Consider the following 19,430-nt stretch of genomic DNA (forward strand, 5'->3'; position numbering starts at 1 on the left):
CATTTAGATAAAAAGTCAGCTGAAGATGAATAATCTTTTTCTACTATTAGGAAACTAGTTTTAGTCCAATGGTTGCACTTAAAATCAATGCAATACATGCTAACCTTCGCCAATCTTTTGATTCCCCGTATATTTTGATTCCTAAGATGGCTCCGCCAGCTGAGCCGATTCCCGTCCAGATTGCATAAGCGGTTCCCATAGGCAGAGTTTTCATGGCGTAGGCAAGAAAAAGAAAACTTGCTCCAAATCCAAGAATTAATAGTAACAATGATTGCCAATTACGACTGTTGTTTAATTTATTTATGGTAACCACACCAAATGCTTCACATAAACCAGCTATGATTAATGTTATCCACGCCATTCGGACTCAGCTCCTTCGTGAGTATCGTCTTTTGTTAATAACTTCAATCCAAGAACTCCGACAAGCAAAAGTAATATCAACATGATTTTTTCCAACTTGATAGGTTCTCCGAAAAATAAGATTTCAGAAATGACTGTTCCTGCAGTTCCTAATCCTACAAAAACTGCATATACCGTACCAACGGGAAGTTTCCGGCCAGCCATAATGATTAAATAGAAACTTACAATAATCGAGATTGTTGTTCCTGTCCAGGTCCATAAGCCATTTGCATGTTTTAGACCTATAACCCAAAACACTTCAAAAAATGCCCCAATAAACACCTTTACCCAGTTAGCATTCATACCTATTACCTCCATTTATAATTTTAAAAAACAAAAAAAACCTGAGAGATTACTGTTAAACAGTATCTCCCAGGCTTTTATCCTTCCGTGACACAGCATAAGCTGTGAGTTTTCTCTCGGACCAGACCAACGAAAAGTTACGGAACCCTAGAAAACATTTTGCGTATACAATTACCATTAATTATAAACAACTTAGATATTTTTTCAATGGAAAAAGTATGTAAAAACGGATTTTCCATCAACGGTTATTCTTTAATCGTGATTTTCCGGTTTTTAAATGATCCCGCATGTTCGAGTGTGATGTGCACTTCAACTGTTTTTATACTATTTTCGCTGAGCAGTGTATCCTGATCTTTTTGCTTTTTCCAATCAGAGTTAAATTTTCGGTAAAGCTGGTGCTCCAAGTTTAGGAAATCGATATCATGTTTCAGCCCTAATTGATATAATTGCCGTATTTCTGATATGATTCCTTTTTTTACAAACTCCTCCATCGCATCTACATTAATCGTGTTGTTTTTCATGCGATTACTCACTATCCCATTCGCAAGGTAAAGAATGGTGAATCGAAAGTCCCCGTGTTGCTTAACTGGTTGAATTTTGACCATTTGGTCCTCAAGAACCGCAATGAATTCAGGGTTATTTTTATTTGGTAATAGGATGGAAGCTCGAATCGTTTCGGGATCCAGCCAGCGCATCCCTTTCAATTTCTCAAGCTCAAAATATCCTTTATACTTGTTATCGTGTAGAAAAAAAGCTCCATTGAGGGCTAGTTTCGCTTCGTTCTTTTTATTATTCTTCCACTGGGTGTCATCCACCGTAAGTGAAGGTAAAAAAGTGGTTCGGCCGGGATCAAAAAACTCACGTGCAAATTGATTTAACCTTATAGGCCTTAATGTTGAGCTTTGCTCATATGAACTTTCCGGACTATGCAGAATGGTACCCAATGGGCTTTGATTAAAAAATCCAGTTGTTGAGAGTATGTCGATGATTGAGTCCTTAGTCCCGAACATCCATGGCGTTGGCCGGAACTCATAATAACGAGTCAATCCATCAAAGACACTACCTAGTCCTTTTTTTAATACATTTTCACTCAAAACAATGGCCGTCACATTTGCCCATAGAAACCGTTCTTGGGCCGTATGGTACGCTTTAAAAAATCCATCAATAAACGTTTTTCCTCTTGTTTCGGAAACATAAACCTCAGGTGGTGCTTTATCACTGCCTTCTTTTTTGGCAACAGCACTCAATCCAATCATTTGAATATAAACATAATACTCCCCATCTCGATAGTCCACACCAATGGCCGTTGCGAAGTTCTGGTTTTCTATTTCACCAATGTCATGTGAACAAGCATTTACTAAGAGAAGGCAAAGAACAAGAATGGTAGAGTAAGCCATCAGTGACTTTCGCTGCATGCTATCTTCTCCGCTTCTGAATAAATGACATTCCAAATTTTTTTCGATCAAATGGATTCACAAACAATGCCGCTAAATATTCTTTAAATTTTAACGATGCAATGGGTTCGAGATATGCAATTTTAAATGATTCCAGATTAGAAAGATAAATAAGAATGCTGAAGAATCCGATTATAAGCCCGTACACTCCTAAAAAAATGGATAGAAATAAGGTATACAAGCGGAGAATACTTACGGTACCAACTAATGATTGGTTCACCAGCGTATAGCTCGCAACCGCTGTTAAGGCAATCACCACAATCATCGTTGGGGAAGCGAGCCCAGCACGAATTGCCGCATCTCCAATGATAATACCTCCGACAATGGAAACGGTCTGTCCAAGAAAGGTGGGCATACGAATCCCTGCTTCTCGTAACAATTCAAACAACCCTAGAATAAAAATCGCTTCTAGTCCGATAGGCAGTGGCAGACCTTCACGAGAAACAACAACCGTGGCCAATAGGGCAAACGGCAATTGGTCAATATTGACAGAAGCCAGTGAGACCCAAAAACCTGGGAGGAAGATGGCCACCCCTAGGCCGAGCATTCGAATAAACCGTCCAAACAGTACAAAATAGTAAGGGAAATGAACATCCTCTGGCGATTTAATCAACTCAAAGATATTAACGGGTCCAATTAATACAGATGGCGACCCATTTACAATTAAAATAAATCTTCCCCGCAACATGCTTTCAACAACAAAATCTGGGCGTGTTACATAATCGAATAATGGAAACAAGGAAAAGGAGTGATCGGATAGCCATTGCTCTAATTGACCGCTGCTCACAATACTTTCGCCTTTAAAATCCCTCAGACGCTTTCTTATTTCCTGAATGAGATTTTGATTGGTTTTATCATTTAGGTAAAGCAGCGAAACTTCTGTTTTACTCAGTGATCCTATGGTAAAGGATTCGGAGTAAAGCTGTTCCGACTTCAACCGCTTGCGAATTAAAGCGATGTTTACATTTACCTCCTCAGTAAAACTATCCTTCGGTCCTTTAATGGAAACCTCTGTATTTGATTCTTGCGGATTCCGCTGAGGGATTTTGCTAATATCAAACACATGAAAAAACGGCGTCCCTTCTTGAAACACAATAAGCGAACCTGAAAACAAAAGATTCACAAGTTCATCTATTTTTTTGATATGTTGGACGGGTGGGAGTATTTCGGAATGACTACGTGGTTCTTCGTTACTAATGCTCAGTAGAATTCGGTTAAAATACTCATTTAATTGTGCTGAATCTAGCATTCCTTTGCAATAAAAGGCTTGCAGCATCTCGTCTATTTCATTTGTAATAAACTTTACATCGGCATAACGACCAAAAAAACTTTTTACCTCATCGCAAGTCAATGTTTCTTTTGCTAAAGATTCATTTAAATGTTCTGCGTTCATATGCGCTCAGATTCCTTTCTTGTAGGCAAGTGGCCAATGATTAAAAGCGCCAACGAAATCAGTACCGCACTTATTAAAGCCGTTGGATAAAAGTACCTTCCAACTATGGTTTGCACCCATATATCACTTAATGGAATAATGGTGATTAATCCTAATAGAAGTGTAGAAACGGTAAACACATGTTTTTTGCTTGAAGCAGTTGGAAGGTCCCTCACCATATCTGCAAGCAAGAAGAGTCCTAATGAAACCCGGATAAGTTCGCCGCTTAAAAATTGAAATACAGCTAAAAAGTCCACATGGGATATATATTCTCCCAACGTAATTAGCCGCCATTGCTCAAAAGCTGGGAATCGCATATCCGATGCAACCGCTGGTCCGAATGAAGACAAGGAACCCATGGTTGGCCCAAGAATAAGACCAACTAAAATGGTGATAAGAATGAAAAGGTTAAGTAAGGTGAATGATTTTTTTACATGATGCTGAAGAAGTAAAAGAACAAGCAAATCTGTGCTACCACCAAGTATAATGATGGTTCCTTTTACAACGGGGTGATAGCCATCCGCAAGAATCGGGAATAGATAAGAATAATCTTTACTTCTCATGGTAAACAAAGCGACAAATATCCCGAGCACCCAAACAAATGGCAATAAGACAGCTGAAACATAGACAATCGATTTTAAACCACTATAGGCTGACCACGCACAAATCAGTAAAAATGGCAGCATGACAATAAACGCTGGTGTTCGAGGCAAAAAATAAATATTAATGGATTGAATTAAGTCATAGAAAGAAATGGCGCTGATCGCAAAAACATAGACCGTAAGGAGGCTGATGAAAAGCGCAGACATCGTCCTTCCTGCACGTCCTTTTATCCATTTAAATAGACTTAGGCGCTGTTGATTTTTTTTCATAATCAAAAAAAGGATAAATCCCCAAAACAGTAGGAAAACATAAGAAACCAAAACACATACCCATGCATCCCGTTTCCCGGTTGCCAGCAAATGAGGCATGATGAGAACATGATTAGAAATCCCAATAAAAAGGATGAGAACAAATGATAATTGGGTCCGAGAAAAATGCATATATACACCACCATAAATTCCACTGTAGTTAGGTTTTGTTAGTGCTTCCAAATTATGCATAAGAGTGCAGGAAGACAAAACTTCTGGACGCTGAGTTATAATATCTAACGAATAGGCAAATCAAATGGCTCTATTTAGAATTAATAGAGGTGTGTTGTAATGACAAACAGTGAAATGCATCCTAAGGTTAATGAGTATTTTAGTAAAGCTATTAAGTGGCGGGAAGAAATGGAAAAATTGAGAATGATCATTCTTGACTGTGGAATAACTGAAGAACTGAAATGGCGTCTACCATGTTACTTGTATCAAGAAAGTAACATCGTTATAATACAAGATTTTAAAGAATATTGTGCGCTAATGTTTTTTAAAGGTGTTTTGTTAAATGACACCAAAGGTATTCTTATCAAACCGGGAGAGAATTCGCAAACACAACGCCAGATTCGGTTTACTAACGTTAAAGAGATAGTTGAAATGGAACCGGTCTTGAAAGACTATATTATTGAAGCTATCGAAGTGGAGAAAGCAGGTTTGGAAGTGGATTATAAAAAAACTTCAGAATATACCATTCCGGAAGAATTGCAAACTAAATTCGCTGAAACCCCTGCATTGAAAACTGCTTTTGAAGCATTGACACCGGGAAGGCAAAGAGCATACATTCTTTATTTTTCGCAAGCCAAACAATCCAAAACTCGAGAATCCAGGATAGAAAAATATATGCAGCAGATTCTCAATGGAAAGGGAATAAACGATTAGTTATATGTTACAGTTTAGAGCAAACTACCTTGTAACAAGTAAAGAATGCATACGATTATTGATCAATTACATAACGTTTAGGCGAAAGAGGGATATGATGAAACTATCAGGGAATACAGTGCTCATTACGGGCGGGGCAGCAGGAATCGGGTTTGCATTTACCGAGAGATTCATAAAAGAAGGCAATAAAGTCATTGTTTGCGGCCGACGTGAAGCAAAGCTCCAGGAAGCAAAGGATAAATACCCTGAACTGATTACACACGTATGTGATGTCACTAAAGAATCTGACCGGATTGCTTTGTTCGATTGGATAACGAGTGAGTACCCGGATGTGAACGTGCTTATAAACAATGCAGGCATTCAGCAGCGCTACCATGTTCTTAAAACGAACGCGAAGGAAGATTGGACCTATTACAGTCAAGAAATAGCCTCCAACATCGAGGCGCCATTTCATTTTGCCATGCTATTTGCACCGTACTTTGCCAATAAAGACTATGCTGCTATCCTTAATGTATCTTCAGGTTTAGCCTATACCCCAATGGCAATTGCACCTATTTATTCAGCTACAAAAGCGGCGGTTCATTCTTTTACCATGAGCTTACGGCATCAGCTTGAAGATACGTCCATTGAAGTGATCGAAATAGCGCCGCCTGCTGTTAATACCGATTTAGGCGGAGCGGGACTGCATACCTTTGGCACCCCTGTAGATGAATTTGCCGATGCGATATTTAAGGGCCTTGAAGCTGGAAAAACCGAAATTGGATACGCACGTGCTGAAAAAGCGATGAAGATGTCGCGAGATGAAATTGATGAGACTGTAAAGGTGATGTACGCCAATATGAAGAACACAATACTTTAATAATATTAGGAGCTACCCATGAGAGTAGCTCCTTTTTGTTTTATTTAACCAATTATTTTATTTTTAGGTTGTGCATTTAATTTCGAATACATGAAATGGAAGGAAATGCTATTTATATCCTTTTGAGATAGAATGCCAAACACTATTAGCTATGTTCACCAGATGTTTAATCTTGTTCCATTGATCTTCTTCTGTTATAAGATTTCCTTCTTCTGTACTAGCAAAACCACATTGCGGGCTTAATGCTAGGTTTTCTAAAGGAATAGACTGGCATGCTTCCTCGATCCTGGCTTTAATGGTGTCAGGATTTTCTAGTTCCGGCAATTTAGAGGTAATTAATCCTAGAACAACAGTCATGTCAGGTCGTTTAAAGCTTTTTAATGGTTCAAAATCACCAGAGCGTTGATCATCATATTCTAAGAACAGTCCATCCACATTTAATTCAGCAAAAATCGCATCAGAAATCTGGTCATATCCACCACTTGTAATGTAGGTGGATTTAAAGTTTCCACGGCAGATATGCATGGTAATTAACAAATCATCCGGTTTGTCCGCAATCACGTCGTTGATACAAGATACTCTAGTTTTAATAATATCTTGTACGTCCATGCCTTCTTTTCCAACCACTGCCGAAATCCGTTCTTCCGAGACAAAATCAATCCAAGACGTGTCATCTAATTGCAAGTAACGACAGCCTGCATCATAGAATGCTTGAATCGCCTTTCTGTAAGCAGCAACAGTATCGTTATAAAACGCCTCTTTATTGCCGTTATAATACTCATCACCTTGAATTCTAGTGAAAAGCATATTTGGGCTAGGAATCGAGAACTTCGCTATTTGGCTTCCATCCCCATATTTTTCTACCACTTCTTTTAAAAATTGAAAGTGTTCAATCATATAGTGGTGATTGAAGTCGACCTTACCAATTACTTTAATTGCATTATTCCTTGTTTTCGCGCCTTTGAAGGCACTAACATATTGGCTTTCAAAGAATTCAACGCCTTTTAGACCGGCTAAAAAATCCAAATGCCACCATGAGCGTCTAAACTCGCCATCTGTGATGGATTTAAGACCTGCCTCTATTTGTTTTTGTACCAACTTCTCAATTTCTGTATCCTCTACTTCCTTTAGGGCTCCTCTATCAATCTCACCGTTTGCAAAAGCCTTTCTCGCTGCTTTAATCGGTTCTGTTCGAAGGAAACTCCCTACATGATCGGCTTTAAACGGAGCTTTAACTAGTGTTTTTGTCATCATTCTTACCCTCTTTCTGAATTATAAAAAAACCCTCTTCTTTAAAATAAGAAGAGGGGGAAGTCCATAACTAAATCTCTTCTTATCTTCAAGTAATCACTACTGGAATTGGCACAGTACTATTGATAAGTCTGCTGCCGAGGCTTCTCAGGGCCAGTCCCTCCGCCTCTCTTGATAAGAGTATTCTCGTATATTTAATTATCTGTAAAGTTACACGTATATAGATAATCTGTCAACAAATAACTTTTACGATATCGCTTTCATTTCAAAGTACGAACAAAATTATAATTTTTTTAAACATCGTTCGTGTATTGATAAAAATAGATGCTTGTAATCGGAAAAAATATAGGGTATTATAAGCAAAAGACAAACGATAGGGGTTGTATTTGGTGTTTGGTACCAAAAAAAAAAAGATAATGTTACTTGGATCAGGTGAACTTGGAAAAGAGACGATTATTGAGGCACAGCGAATAGGACTTGAGACCATTGCGGTTGACCGTTATGAAAATGCTCCAGCTATGCAGGTGGCTCATCGTTCTTATGTGGTGGACATGCTTGATGGAGAAGAACTTCGTAGAGTGATAGAACGAGAGAAACCAGATTTAGTGGTTCCAGAAATTGAGGCGATTGCAACGGAAACACTAGTGGAACTTGAGGATGAAGGATTTCATATCGTACCGACAGCGAATGCCGTGAACTTAACAATGGATAGAGAAGGAATCCGCCGATTGGCGAGCGAGGAACTAGGGCTCCCTACAGCGAAGTACGCCTTTGCAGACACACTTTACGAACTTAGGAATGCCGTCCAGAAAATTGGGACACCTTGCGTTATAAAACCGATTATGAGTTCTTCTGGAAAAGGGCAAACGATTTGCCGGTCCATCGAGGATGCAGAATTGTCTTGGAATGAGGCAATGGCAGGTGGTAGAGGGAAGAAAGCGCGAATGATTGTGGAGGAATTTATCCATTTTGAATCTGAAATCACGTTGTTAACTGTACGCTCCTCTTCCGGAACAACTTTTTGTGCACCTATTGGACACCTGCAAAAAGATGGTGACTATATTGAATCCTGGCAGCCGCATGACATGTCAGAGGCGCAAATCCAAGAGGCAAAGGATATCGCCAAAAAAATCACCGATGCGCTTGGCGGGTACGGAGTTTTTGGAGTGGAATTATTTCTTTCCACACAAGGTGTCTATTTTAGTGAAGTGTCCCCACGGCCGCATGACACGGGGATGGTTACAATGGTTACACAAGATTTATCAGAGTTTGCCTTACATGTAAGGGCGATTTTAGGTTATCCCATTCCAAAAGTTCAGCTAGTCAAATCAGGTGCAAGTCATACGATTAAGGCCACAAACGAAAGTAAGAACTACCACCTATCTGGTATTGCAGACAGCTTAGCGGTTCCTCATACACAGGTTCGTGTATTTGGAAAACCGGAAACAAAAGTGGGACGACGGATGGCGGTTGTGTTAAGCAACGGTGCATCTGTGAATGAGGCTAAAGAACGAGCAGAGACAGCAGCTTCTAAATTAATGTTAACCTATGAAGATTAACCCATTATGATCAACGAGATTATACAATTTGGAAAGAGGATGGTTGAATGCATACAAAAAATCGTTGGTTAATCGCCTTATCGGCGGTTGGCATACATATTTCGATTGGTTCGGTTTACGCTTGGAGTGTTTTTACAAAACCCATGCAACAAGAAATGGGATGGGGGTTAAAGCAAATATCCTTCACCTTTAGCTTGGCTATTCTTTTCTTAGGATTATCTGCAGCCTTTTTAGGACATTTTGTCGAGAAGTTTGGTCCAAGAGCAGCTGGAACATTAAGCGCTGTGTTTTTTGGAGTTGGAGTTGCAGGGGCAGGTTTTGCGATTCAAGTTGAATCACTGCTGTTACTCTATTTATTTTATGGAATGATCGCTGGAATTGGGTTGGGAGTGGGATACATTACTCCTGTTTCTACGTTGGTAAAGTGGTTCCCTGACAGAAGAGGTCTTGCAACAGGACTCGCGATTATGGGATTTGGATTTGCTTCCATGATCAGCAGTCCGATAATGAATCATTTAATCGTGAACTATGGGATTTCTAACACTTTCTATATACTGGGAGCGGCTTACTTCATTATTATCTTTTGTTCGGCTCAATATCTTGCACCGCCAAAAGAGGGGTGGTTGCCGAAGGATATTAAGGCAGCAGGACAAAAATCAGGCGGTATGAAAGTAAAAGAGGATTTGCGTCAGTTAACCGCCAATGAGGCAGTCAGAACAAGACAATTTTGGGCTTTATGGTTGATGTTATTTATCAATGTTACATGTGGTATTGCGATTCTTTCGGTTGCATCACCGATGGCGCAAGAGCTAGTGGGTATGACAGCAACTGGAGCAGCAACAATGGTTGGAATCATGGGGTTATTTAACGGAGGGGGTAGAATTGTTTGGGCTACCATTTCTGATTACATCGGAAGACCAAATGTCTACACACTCTTCTTTGCTTTTCAAATTGTCGCCTTTTTCATGCTTCCAAATATAACAGTAGGGATACTATTTTCGATTATCGTTTATATGATTATGACCTGTTATGGAGGAGGTTTTTCCTCAATACCAGCTTATATCGGCGATTTGTTTGGTACCAAGCAGCTTGGAGCCATCCATGGATATATTTTGACAGCATGGGCAGCAGCTGGTCTAGCAGGACCAATATTTGTATCATGGGTCAGAGAAACTACAGGCAGTTATCAAGGCACATTAGTCATTTTTTCGGGAATCTTTATTGTCGCGCTAACGGTTTCACTCCTTATACGTCTTGATATCAGGAAAATAAGGGCTATGAGCGAAAATCAAATGATGAAAAATGTGGAAAATCTTTAGATTAAAATAGAATGAGAATAGCTGCCGATTGGCAGCTTTTTATGTAGATTAAGGTGTAGGATCTCAAATATCCTGTGTCATTCCAAGCTCTATTTACTAATAATAATGGATAACTTGTAGTTAACATATTTGTTTAAGCGTACTAAAAATGCATCTAATACCTCATTGGAAGGAAATTTGCATTCTAATAGATAACAGCTATCTCCGCCGATTTTGTAGTTGTTAATTACGTATGGTTCCTGTGTTTTAATAAAAGATAAATAAGGTTCATGATGAGTGCTTTTTGTAAAGATGCTTATCATTGCGTGAACAACATACCCTAATTTTATTTGATTGATTTTAATGGTATATCCCTCTATAATTCCGCTATCCTCTAACTTTGCCACTCTTGCTGAAGTTGCTTGTCCAGTTAAATGGACTTTCTCACCCAACTCCTTCATTGTAATACGACTGTTTTTAGAAAGTTCATCTAATATACGTATGTCGGTAGGATCTAACATTTATTCAACTCCTTTCATTAATCAAGTAAAAACGGCCAAAGACTTGATTTAATCTATGTAACTGTTTATGGAGATAGTATAAACTACATCTAGATTATAGAAAAGGAGTTAAAAAACATGAATATACAACTAATTCGAAATGCTACCCTTGTTGTCCACTATGCGGGGAAAAAGTTTTTAATAGATCCATTTTTAGCAGAGAAGGGGACGTACCCACCTTTTCCTAATTCATTAAGACAAAATCAAAAAAATCCTTTAGTCAGCTTACCAACATCGATTGATAACGTTCTTAAAAATATAGATGCAGTCATTGTTACGCATCTTCATTTAGACCATTGGGATGACGCGGCTAAAGAGGTGTTGCCAAAAGATATAAAAATGTTTGTTCAGAATCAAGAAGATGCCAAAGCAGTTCGAAACGATGGTTTTCAAAATGTAGAAGTTTTACATGAAGGTACAGTTTTTGAGGATATTAGGTTGATTAAAACATTAGGCGAGCATGGAAGAGGAGAAATCTTAAAACTTGCTGGTGAAGTGTGTGGCGTTGTTTTTAAACATCAAAATGAGAAAACTTTATATGTAGCAGGAGATACAGTTTGGTATGGACCTGTTCTAGAAGTAATTGAAACTCACAAGCCAGAAATTATTGTTGTCAATGGCGGCGATAATCAATTTCTACAAGGCGGCTCTCTCGTGATGGGGAAAGAGGATATCTTTGAAGTCTGTAATGCTGCCCCGAACGCGATGATTATATCTGTCCATATGGAAGCTGTAAATCATTGGACTTTATCGAGAGAAGAACTAAAAAGCTTTATTAAAGAAAAAGACATTTCTTCAAATATTTTAGTTCCAGATGACGGGGAATCATACTCATTTTAAGTTAAGTAACGGAGAGTGATCTAAACCAATACACATAGCTAAAGGAACACTTGTAAGACACTAAGTCAAATCACGTGTAAAATACTCGCACAACTCCTATACTATATGTGAATAACGAATTGGAGGGACTAGGATGCATATTGAAATGTGGACTGACTTTGCTTGACCATTTTGCTATATTGGCAAAAGGCGTCTGGAGGACGCTATTAAACAGCTTGACCATCCCGTTGAAGTGACATATCGATGCTTCGAATTGGATCCGACAATGGGACGTGATATTAAAGAAAACATTTATGAAGGGTTAGCCAAGAAATATGGCATGAGTATCGCTCAAGCCAAGGCTAATACGCAAAGAATGGTACAGATGGCGAAGGAAGCTGGATTGGATTATCAGATGGATACGTTAATCTTAACCAATACTTTCGATGCGCATCGTTTGACCATGTATGCTAAACATAAGGGACTCATGAAAGAGATGACGGAACGGATCCTACATGCATATTTTACCGAATCCAAACATATTGGAGAACATAAAACCTTAGCGGAGCTAGCGGTTGAAGTAGGGTTGAACAGGGAAGATGTAGAAAAAATGCTCGCCAGTGATGACATGAGTGATGTTGTCCGTGCGGATGAGCAAACCGCCAAACAATATGGGGTTACAGGTGTCCCGTTCTTCCTGATTAATAAAAAATATGCCCTGACTGGTGCTCAGCCTACTGAGACATTTGTTCAGGCGTTGAAAAAAGTGGTCGCAGAAAATCAAATCACCGTTTTAAACAGTGAAGACGGTCTAAATTGTGATGATGATGGCTGTGAAATCCCCAATAAGTAAAGTTTTGATCGTGTAATGTGTCAATAAGCACTATTCATAGCAAATATCTGTTTCTCTTGATTTTTTTGAAATGGTAAGGTAATATTTAAATTGATAAAAGAAAACATAAAAATTAAATATTCCCATTTGGAAGATGGTATAGACAATATTTATATTGAGCTCAAACATAAGCCAAAATAGATACACCCTGTAAAAGGGTTATTCTATTTTGGCTTTTTCTATTATCGGAACTAATTTAAACAGAGGTCGTCTAGTAATAACAAAAACAAGTATGGAACTTGGAGTTGAACTCCAGAAAAAAAGTAGCTGCATAGGTACATAAAACAGGCAATCCATGAGTACAAAACTGAATGAATTCTGATTAACAAAATAAGGAGAATTAAAAATATGATAAAAATCGGAATAATTGATGATAATGTACCATTCACAGAGATACTTATAGATTTTCTCTCGACTTTCAATGATATGGAGGTGATTGGAGTTGCGCACGATGGAAAGAAGGGGATGGAGTTAATAAAGAATCAGAAACCAGACTTAATCATTTTAGATTTGATTATGCCATTTTCCGATGGACTTTCTTTATTAAAAAATAAATATGAAGAAAACATAACCACAAAGGTGATAATACTTACCTCTATTGGAACTGAGGATACCATAACACAAGCGAAGGAGTTAGGTGCATCCTACTTTTTGATGAAACCAATTGAACTAAGCCATTTACCAAAAATGATATTGTCTATTTGTTCAGAAAGTGTTTCAATGAAACCAGCTTTAAAAAAGATAGTACATAACCCAAATAACGATAAAAAATTAGAATTAAAAATCACCGATATTTTACGTTCCATAGGTATTCCAGCAAACCTAAAAGGATATTTTTTTTTAAGAGAAGCTATTCACATGATAAATAATAGCTGTGAAACTAGTTTTTCAAAAGTAATATATCCCGCTATTGCATCCAAATTTCATACCACTCCAAGCCGTGTAGAAAGAGCCATAAGACATGCAATTGAAGTTGGATGGAATAGAGGAAGTATGGAGCAATTAGATTTTTTATTCGGAAATACAGTTAGTTCATTAAAAGGGCGACCAACTAATGGTGAATTCATATCTTTGATTGCGGAGCATTTAAGGGTGCAAAAAGGGATGGAAGTTGGAGGTTTCACCTCTGTATAATCCGTCTTTTCCCATATCGATTTTGTGTAGGTATGAGTATTCATAGGCGGAGAAATTCCGATTAACTGCTCTAATAATGACAAAATCCAAAGATTTAGATAAGATAAACGGAAAAACTCCGGTTATTTTAAAGGAAATATGGTTATTTGCCAATTTAGGAGGAATTATTCCGCTTATAATTTTTATCAACAATAGCTCAGTCCTATTTCGACTGAGCTACAGCTTCTTCTAGTAAACTGCTAATTTTAAACTTCTACTTTTTGGAAAAATTGTGGTAAATGCTCTTTGTGTGCCTCTAGCATTTCATCCAAAATCACTTTACCCACTTTATCAGAAGGAACGAGTGGATTTATGGTCATAGCAAGTAAAGCGGTATCGTAGTTTCCTGTAACTGCTGCCTCAGCCGCTACCCGTTCAAATGATTTAATTTGTTGTACTAGTCCTCTAACAGCAACTGGTAAATCACCATTGATGATTGGTTGTGGTCCCTCTTTTGTGATGACACAACTTACTTCAACGGCTGATTCATAAGGAATACTAGCAATCGCTCCATTATTAATGGTATTAACAGGCTGAATGTCTCGTTTATCATTATAAATGGATGAAATTAAACGAACGGCTGCATCACTGTAATATGCTCCGCCACGTTCTTCTAACTGAGGAGGCTTGATGGCCAAATTAGGATCTTTGTATAGCTCGAATAATTCTTCTTCTAACTTCTTCACGACTTCCGCTCTTGTCGTGCCCGCTTTAAAATTTTTTAGCTCTTTTTCGAGCATTTCGTCACTCTTATAATAGTAAAGATGATATGGACAAGTAAGTGCATTTAATGCGCGAATAAATTCTGGCTCCCAACCTTGACCTTCAACGTTTTTAACAAAGCTGCTGTTCTTTGGACTCGTTAACAGTTCAATTACTTTATCTTTTACACTTACCCCGTCTAAATACACATCTAATCCATAGACCATATGATTTAAACCAGCGAAATCAATCCGTATTCGAGAATGGTCGACATCCAATAACTTTGCCACTCCCATCTCAATTCCGATTGGAACATTACATAAACCAACGATTTTCTTGTGGTCCGTATAGCGAAGAACCGCTTCTGTCACCATGCCGGCAGGGTTTGTAAAGTTGATTAGCCAAGCATTTGGACATAGCTCTTTGATATCTTTTACAATGTCTAAAATGACTGGAATGGTGCGTAATCCTTTGAAAAGGCCACCAGGTCCATTTGTTTCTTGACCTAATACCCCGTGGCTTAAAGGAATTCTTTCATCTTTCGCACGAGCATCCAATAATCCTACGCGAAATTGTGTTGTAACAAAATCGGCACCTTTTAATGCCGTTTTTCGATCAAGTGTTAAATGAACCGTAATCGGAAGACCTGCTTTTTCAATCATCCTTTTTGCGAGACTCCCAACAATCTCCAATTTTTCCTTACCTGCTTCTATATCAACTAACCATAATTCCCTTACAGGTAATTCATCGTATCTTTTAATAAAACCTTCCACTAATTCGGGAGTATAACTTGAACCTCCGCCAATCGTTACGATCTTAATTCCGTTACTCATGGTCATCCTCCTAATAAAAAACGAATTTATAAAACTATTTTAGAAGAGAAAAAGGGGAATTGATATAGGGTTGAAAGCGATAGATTTCTTTTTCACCGAAAGAAATTTGTTTCACAAAAATAACACTGTGTTTCTCATTTGATGTATACTACTAACAAAAGATCCAATGTTCACATGAAGGGGAGAGAAGACTTTGTTTACAAATGAGGTCATTGCAACATTCAATGAACTTGAGTTGCTGCTTTACAAATACATCATGCAAAATAAAGAAAAAGTTGTATATATGCGTATACGTGATTTGGCGGATGAAGCGCATGTGTCCACTTCCACTATCATGCGGTTCTGTAGGAAATTGGATTGCGAAGGATTTTCGGAGTTTAAAGTAAAACTAAAGCTTTTATTTGATGAAAAAAGTACCCCAAAGATTAAAAGTGGTCAGCATGTGCTAACTGAGTTTTTTGAACGTACTCAAAATGAGAATTTCATTTTGAAGTTAGAGGAGGCTGCGGGAGCCATTTCTAAAGCAGAACATGTATTTTTCATTGGAATTGGCAGTTCAGGAATCCTTGCAGAATACGGTGCAAGATATCTTTCAAGTTTAGGGAAGTTCTCTACGTACTTAAAAGACTGGTATATGCCGGTTCATGCTGACTTACATAATAGTATTACAGTGGCACTTTCTGTTTCTGGAGAAAGTGAGTTTACCACCTCTCACGTACATAAATTAAAAGAAAAAGGCAGTATGATATTAAGTATTACAAATAATGCACAGTCCATGATTGCTAAAATGTCAGATAAAAATGTTTCTTATTATGTGACAGAGGAATTTTTTGACACTGCGAATATTACCACGCAAATTCCAGTTGTTTATATTTTAGAAGAAATGGCACGGATAGTGTATGAAAGGGGTAGAATGAATGATTGAGACGTCAGTAATGGGCACAAAATATTCATTAAAAATTACCTCACTTCAGAACTTATTTAGGTAAGATGATTTACTAAAACTTTACAAAATCACCTTGTTTGATTTGATTCTTTGCAAACCATCCAAGATTGACCTCAAGTGCATAATGATATAAAAGTTTAGGATCATAAGTAGGACAAATTTCTTCTTTACAGGGAACCATATCAAGTATTTTTAGAATTTTTCCTTCTGAATCTAGGAAAGCAATAGATAATGGTATTAAGGTGTTTTTCATCCAGAAACCGCCATATGTTTTTGTTGAAAATACAAATAACATCCCTTCGTTATCCGGTAATTTTTTAACAAACATTAAGCCTTTGTCTCTTTTTTTAGGAGTATCTGCAATTTGAACGGTTAATTTGACAATCCTTTTTCCACTAAAAACGTCAATCATCTTTGTTTGAAGCCTTGCATCTTTTTTTTGAGGAAAAAGAAAACCGATTAATTTTATTGTATTTTTTAACATATTGCACCCTCCTATTTATCATAATAAAGTGACTATTAAATTAGTTTACAAATATCCAGTCAATTTTGTTACATTGGTTCGTTGGATTTTTATAACACAATTTTTCGTGATATCCTAATGATGAGTGAAGAAAGTAGGAGGTAAGCTAATGGCAATTGTCGATATTACAGTGATTCCAGTTGGGACAGGCACACCTAGTGTTAGTGACTATGTAGCTGAAATACAAAAAGTGCTTCAACAGTATGAGGGACGGGTGAAGTATCAATTAACCCCAATGAGTACGTTAATCGAAGGTGATTTAAAATTATTGCTGCAGATTGTTCATGAACTTCATGAAGTTCCGTTTCAGAAAGGTTTACAGAGAGTATGTACGAACGTTAGAATTGATGACCGACGTGACAAGGAAAATACCATGGAGCGGAAGTTACAGTCGGTTCAAGCAAAATTATAAGTCCATCGTATTTAATGTAATTATATTATGTTAACTAAAAGGAAACGCTAGGATGCATAATGTTAAATTGGGGACTGGCTTTTTTTATGTATGGAAGTAATCCCAGATGAATCTGAACAAAAAGAAAATCGTTTTTTCTTCCTAATCGTCATCTGCGAATCTTGTATCCAATGGGATATTTAAATCAAAATATGTGTTTTGTAGGCAGCCGAAATCGTTTGTGGATTTCGGCTCTATTTTCATTGATTAATAAATTTATGTTCTTGAATAATCGAGTTAACAATATGCTCAGATTCCCATTCCCCTGAAGAAAGAAAGGTGATGGGATATTTTTTTGGAAAAAGGGCTTTGCTAATTTGACTAGGTGTCAAACCATTTTCATGAAGATTGATAATATTCCCCTGGAGTTCTAATAAATAATCTAGCTTTCTCTGTAACGATGTACGTCCATCCTTTAGAAAGCCAGCATGGCAGCAAAATACATCGCCGAAATCATAAGTTAATACCCTCTTTAACGAAGCCATGATGGTTGGGATACTTTCCTCTCGTAATGTAACCTTTGTCTTTTCCTGGCAATATAGGTCTCCGGTAAATAGCTGGCCCGTTTCACGATTTAAAAAAGCTAAATGGTCGATGGCATGACCTGGTGTGTCAATTACGTCCCAAGTAGCATGTCGCGATGAAAAGGTTTTTCCAATGGGATTTGCTTGAAAAGGACGTCGCTTCCCCCAGAAAACCTTCCGATACATTGGATAATCCGGCTTTTTTTTACAGTAATCCAGCTTCCTTTTATTCATATAAATTGGAAGATTCAGCTCGTATTGTAAAAAAGCTGCACACCCGGTATGATCTTCATGAAAATGTGTGATGACCACTTGATCGATATCTTGTTGTTTGAAAAATGGGTGAAACTCCTTTTCTAATGAAGCAGAACCCGTATCAATGAGAACTCCATCCACGACGAAGCAATGAACATTTAATTGTACCCCTTGAAATGATACCGTGCCGTTTCCATCTTGAACACCATTTATCGTCTGTTGGTTAAAATTCTTCTTAAACAACATAATATGAAACCTCCCATTACCGAACCCTTTGTAAAATTTTAACACAAAATGAATTGTTATTCATTAATTTATAAAATAATAGGGATATCATTTTATAAATAATAATATTATGTTAACTAATAATTTTACTAGTGATGGTGTTAAAAGTTTGTCTTGTATGCGCTCTTTAATTTTTTTGAGTTGGAGATCTTAAATCATGCAACCCTAAGGTTACTTGTGCTTGACAAGCAACTTCAGGGTTGCTTATACTCTACATATGAATTGGGACAAAGACGCCATATTCAAAGCACTTAGTGATTCCACTCGACGGCTCATTTTAGACGAGCTAACCGAACGTAACGAGTTGACATTGTATGAACTTACGGTCCGGCTTATTATGAAGCACGACCTAGCCATTTCGCGACAGGCAATCGCTAAACATCTTTCTGTATTGGAAGATGCAGCTCTCGTAAAGTCAAAAAGGAAGGGAAAATATCGAGTAATTCAATTCAACAATGAACCACTTAAAGATTTGTTAAAAGGATGGATCGAGTAATTTTATAGATCAGCATAGGACTTCTGACTAATAAATGGATTTTATTACTTGATTCTAGGTTATTAACACGGCACACTACCCTACAAATATCAAAGGAGACAGAAAACAGAATGAATATTATTGTTACTAGTATTTTCGTAGAAGATCAAGACAAGGCTTTAGAGTTTTATACAAAAAAGCTAGGCTTTGTAAAAAAGCATGATGTTCCCACCGGAGAATATAGATGGATAACGCTTGTTTCTCCAGATGAACAAAACGGTACCGAGCTTTTGCTCGAACCGAATGCCCATCCTGCCTCAAAAGAGTACCAAAAGAAGATATCTTCTGAAGGCATCCCAGCAACTATGTTTGGTGTTGCAGATATTGACAAGGAGTATAAACGCTTATTGGAAAACGGCGTGAAATTTACGATGGAGCCGACAAAAATGGGCGAGGTCAAAATAGCTGTCTTTGACGATACATGCGGCAACCTTATTCAGATAATTCAGCAATAACATCATGTCTATTTCTACGAGCTTTTGTTAATTTTTAAATTTGTTCTGTGAAGAGTTTTTATAAAAATAACCCCAGTTTACTTAACCCTGTCTTTTATTATAGACGGGGTTAAGTATTTTTAAATT

Annotated in this window: 21 protein-coding genes and 2 riboswitches; of the genes, 11 read left to right on the forward strand and 10 right to left on the reverse strand. The window is 37.6% G+C overall.

The window, feature by feature from the left end:
* Positions 1 to 46: 46 nt before the first annotated feature.
* The 5 genes from BANA01_RS04050 to BANA01_RS04070 form a co-directional block, all read right to left on the reverse strand.
* Positions 47 to 361 (reverse strand): DMT family transporter, encoded by a 315-nt coding sequence (locus BANA01_RS04050; RefSeq protein ID WP_063251771.1) that lies wholly within the window; start codon positions 359 to 361, stop codon positions 47 to 49.
* Positions 349 to 702 carry a DMT family transporter gene (locus BANA01_RS04055; protein WP_063251772.1) on the reverse strand — a complete coding sequence of 118 codons (354 nt, stop codon included), beginning with the start codon at positions 700 to 702 and terminating at the stop codon, positions 349 to 351. Before BANA01_RS04055 ends, BANA01_RS04050 begins: the two co-directional genes overlap by 13 nt.
* A 64-nt stretch (positions 703 to 766) precedes the next feature.
* Positions 767 to 864: riboswitch (guanidine-I (ykkC/yxkD leader) on the reverse strand.
* Between the two features lie 83 nt (positions 865 to 947).
* Positions 948 to 2,117: a Ger(x)C family spore germination protein gene (locus BANA01_RS04060; RefSeq protein WP_063251773.1), complete on the reverse strand. Its 1,170-nt coding sequence runs from the start codon at positions 2,115 to 2,117 to the stop codon at positions 948 to 950.
* A 1-nt stretch (position 2,118) separates the two neighbouring features.
* The gene (locus tag BANA01_RS04065; RefSeq protein ID WP_063251774.1) at positions 2,119 to 3,549 is read right to left on the reverse strand and encodes a spore germination protein; all 1,431 of its coding nucleotides are present in this window, start codon (positions 3,547 to 3,549) and stop codon (positions 2,119 to 2,121) included.
* The gene (locus BANA01_RS04070) at positions 3,546 to 4,691 is read right to left on the reverse strand and encodes a GerAB/ArcD/ProY family transporter (RefSeq protein ID WP_235847052.1); all 1,146 of its coding nucleotides are present in this window, start codon (positions 4,689 to 4,691) and stop codon (positions 3,546 to 3,548) included. The genes BANA01_RS04065 and BANA01_RS04070 overlap by 4 nt, the downstream gene beginning before the upstream one ends.
* A 99-nt stretch (positions 4,692 to 4,790) precedes the next feature.
* Between BANA01_RS04070 and BANA01_RS04075 the strand changes: the two genes are divergently transcribed.
* Together BANA01_RS04075 and BANA01_RS04080 are read left to right on the forward strand one after the other, a co-directional pair.
* Positions 4,791 to 5,384, forward strand: a complete 594-nt coding sequence (locus tag BANA01_RS04075; protein WP_063251776.1) for a YdeI/OmpD-associated family protein — start codon at positions 4,791 to 4,793, stop codon at positions 5,382 to 5,384.
* A gap of 97 nt (positions 5,385 to 5,481) precedes the next feature.
* Positions 5,482 to 6,243 carry an SDR family oxidoreductase gene (locus tag BANA01_RS04080; protein WP_063251777.1) on the forward strand — a complete coding sequence of 254 codons (762 nt, stop codon included), beginning with the start codon at positions 5,482 to 5,484 and terminating at the stop codon, positions 6,241 to 6,243.
* A 108-nt stretch (positions 6,244 to 6,351) separates the two neighbouring features.
* Here BANA01_RS04080 and BANA01_RS04085 read toward each other — a convergent pair whose 3' ends face one another.
* Complete coding sequence (locus BANA01_RS04085; protein ID WP_063251900.1) at positions 6,352 to 7,494, reverse strand: 5-methyltetrahydropteroyltriglutamate--homocysteine S-methyltransferase; 1,143 nt, start codon at positions 7,492 to 7,494, stop codon at positions 6,352 to 6,354.
* A 79-nt stretch (positions 7,495 to 7,573) separates the two neighbouring features.
* Positions 7,574 to 7,675: riboswitch (SAM riboswitch) on the reverse strand.
* A gap of 235 nt (positions 7,676 to 7,910) precedes the next feature.
* On the opposite strand from BANA01_RS04085, the gene purT reads away from it, so the two are divergent.
* Positions 7,911 to 9,053, forward strand: coding sequence for a formate-dependent phosphoribosylglycinamide formyltransferase (purT, locus tag BANA01_RS04090; protein ID WP_063251901.1), 1,143 nt, complete (start codon positions 7,911 to 7,913; stop codon positions 9,051 to 9,053).
* A 47-nt stretch (positions 9,054 to 9,100) separates the two neighbouring features.
* Positions 9,101 to 10,372, forward strand: coding sequence for an L-lactate MFS transporter (locus tag BANA01_RS04095; RefSeq protein ID WP_063251778.1), 1,272 nt, complete (start codon positions 9,101 to 9,103; stop codon positions 10,370 to 10,372).
* Positions 10,373 to 10,461: 89 nt separating this feature from the next.
* Here the strand turns inward: BANA01_RS04095 and BANA01_RS04100 are convergent, their stop codons facing one another.
* Complete coding sequence (locus tag BANA01_RS04100) at positions 10,462 to 10,872, reverse strand: Lrp/AsnC family transcriptional regulator (RefSeq protein WP_063251779.1); 411 nt, start codon at positions 10,870 to 10,872, stop codon at positions 10,462 to 10,464.
* Between the two features lie 117 nt (positions 10,873 to 10,989).
* Here BANA01_RS04100 and BANA01_RS04105 point away from each other — a divergent pair, with 117 nt between their 5' ends.
* From BANA01_RS04105 to spo0A, 3 genes are all read left to right on the forward strand, one after another.
* The gene (locus BANA01_RS04105) at positions 10,990 to 11,751 is read left to right on the forward strand and encodes an MBL fold metallo-hydrolase (protein WP_063251780.1); all 762 of its coding nucleotides are present in this window, start codon (positions 10,990 to 10,992) and stop codon (positions 11,749 to 11,751) included.
* A 178-nt stretch (positions 11,752 to 11,929) separates the two neighbouring features.
* Entirely contained in the window at positions 11,930 to 12,583 is a 654-nt protein-coding gene (locus tag BANA01_RS04110) for a DsbA family oxidoreductase (protein ID WP_268875050.1), read from the forward strand.
* Positions 12,584 to 12,970: 387 nt separating this feature from the next.
* On the forward strand, positions 12,971 to 13,756 hold the full coding sequence (spo0A, locus tag BANA01_RS04115) for a sporulation transcription factor Spo0A (RefSeq protein ID WP_063251782.1): 786 nt from the start codon (positions 12,971 to 12,973) through the stop codon (positions 13,754 to 13,756).
* 245 nt (positions 13,757 to 14,001) lie between these two features.
* On the opposite strand, the gene BANA01_RS04120 is transcribed toward spo0A, so the two are convergent.
* Positions 14,002 to 15,330, reverse strand: a complete 1,329-nt coding sequence (locus tag BANA01_RS04120) for a 6-phospho-beta-glucosidase (protein ID WP_063251783.1) — start codon at positions 15,328 to 15,330, stop codon at positions 14,002 to 14,004.
* A 193-nt stretch (positions 15,331 to 15,523) separates the two neighbouring features.
* Here BANA01_RS04120 and BANA01_RS04125 point away from each other — a divergent pair, with 193 nt between their 5' ends.
* Positions 15,524 to 16,255, forward strand: a complete 732-nt coding sequence (locus BANA01_RS04125) for a MurR/RpiR family transcriptional regulator (protein ID WP_063251784.1) — start codon at positions 15,524 to 15,526, stop codon at positions 16,253 to 16,255.
* Positions 16,256 to 16,328: 73 nt separating this feature from the next.
* On the opposite strand, the gene BANA01_RS04130 is transcribed toward BANA01_RS04125, so the two are convergent.
* Positions 16,329 to 16,760 carry a DUF192 domain-containing protein gene (locus BANA01_RS04130; protein WP_063251785.1) on the reverse strand — a complete coding sequence of 144 codons (432 nt, stop codon included), beginning with the start codon at positions 16,758 to 16,760 and terminating at the stop codon, positions 16,329 to 16,331.
* A gap of 148 nt (positions 16,761 to 16,908) precedes the next feature.
* Between BANA01_RS04130 and BANA01_RS04135 the strand changes: the two genes are divergently transcribed.
* The gene (locus BANA01_RS04135; protein ID WP_063251786.1) at positions 16,909 to 17,211 is read left to right on the forward strand and encodes an MTH1187 family thiamine-binding protein; all 303 of its coding nucleotides are present in this window, start codon (positions 16,909 to 16,911) and stop codon (positions 17,209 to 17,211) included.
* Between the two features lie 239 nt (positions 17,212 to 17,450).
* Here the strand turns inward: BANA01_RS04135 and BANA01_RS04140 are convergent, their stop codons facing one another.
* On the reverse strand, positions 17,451 to 18,275 hold the full coding sequence (locus BANA01_RS04140) for an MBL fold metallo-hydrolase (protein ID WP_063251787.1): 825 nt from the start codon (positions 18,273 to 18,275) through the stop codon (positions 17,451 to 17,453).
* A 256-nt stretch (positions 18,276 to 18,531) separates the two neighbouring features.
* Here BANA01_RS04140 and BANA01_RS04145 point away from each other — a divergent pair, with 256 nt between their 5' ends.
* Together BANA01_RS04145 and BANA01_RS04150 are read left to right on the forward strand one after the other, a co-directional pair.
* Positions 18,532 to 18,810: an ArsR/SmtB family transcription factor gene (locus BANA01_RS04145; RefSeq protein ID WP_063251902.1), complete on the forward strand. Its 279-nt coding sequence runs from the start codon at positions 18,532 to 18,534 to the stop codon at positions 18,808 to 18,810.
* A 110-nt stretch (positions 18,811 to 18,920) separates the two neighbouring features.
* Entirely contained in the window at positions 18,921 to 19,304 is a 384-nt protein-coding gene (locus BANA01_RS04150; RefSeq protein WP_063251788.1) for a VOC family protein, read from the forward strand.
* The last annotated feature ends 126 nt before the right edge of the window (positions 19,305 to 19,430 follow it).

Origin of the sequence: Neobacillus niacini NBRC 15566, from assembly GCF_001591505.1 — a bacterium.
In the GTDB taxonomy this organism is placed as follows: domain Bacteria; phylum Bacillota; class Bacilli; order Bacillales; family Cytobacillaceae; genus Neobacillus; species Neobacillus niacini.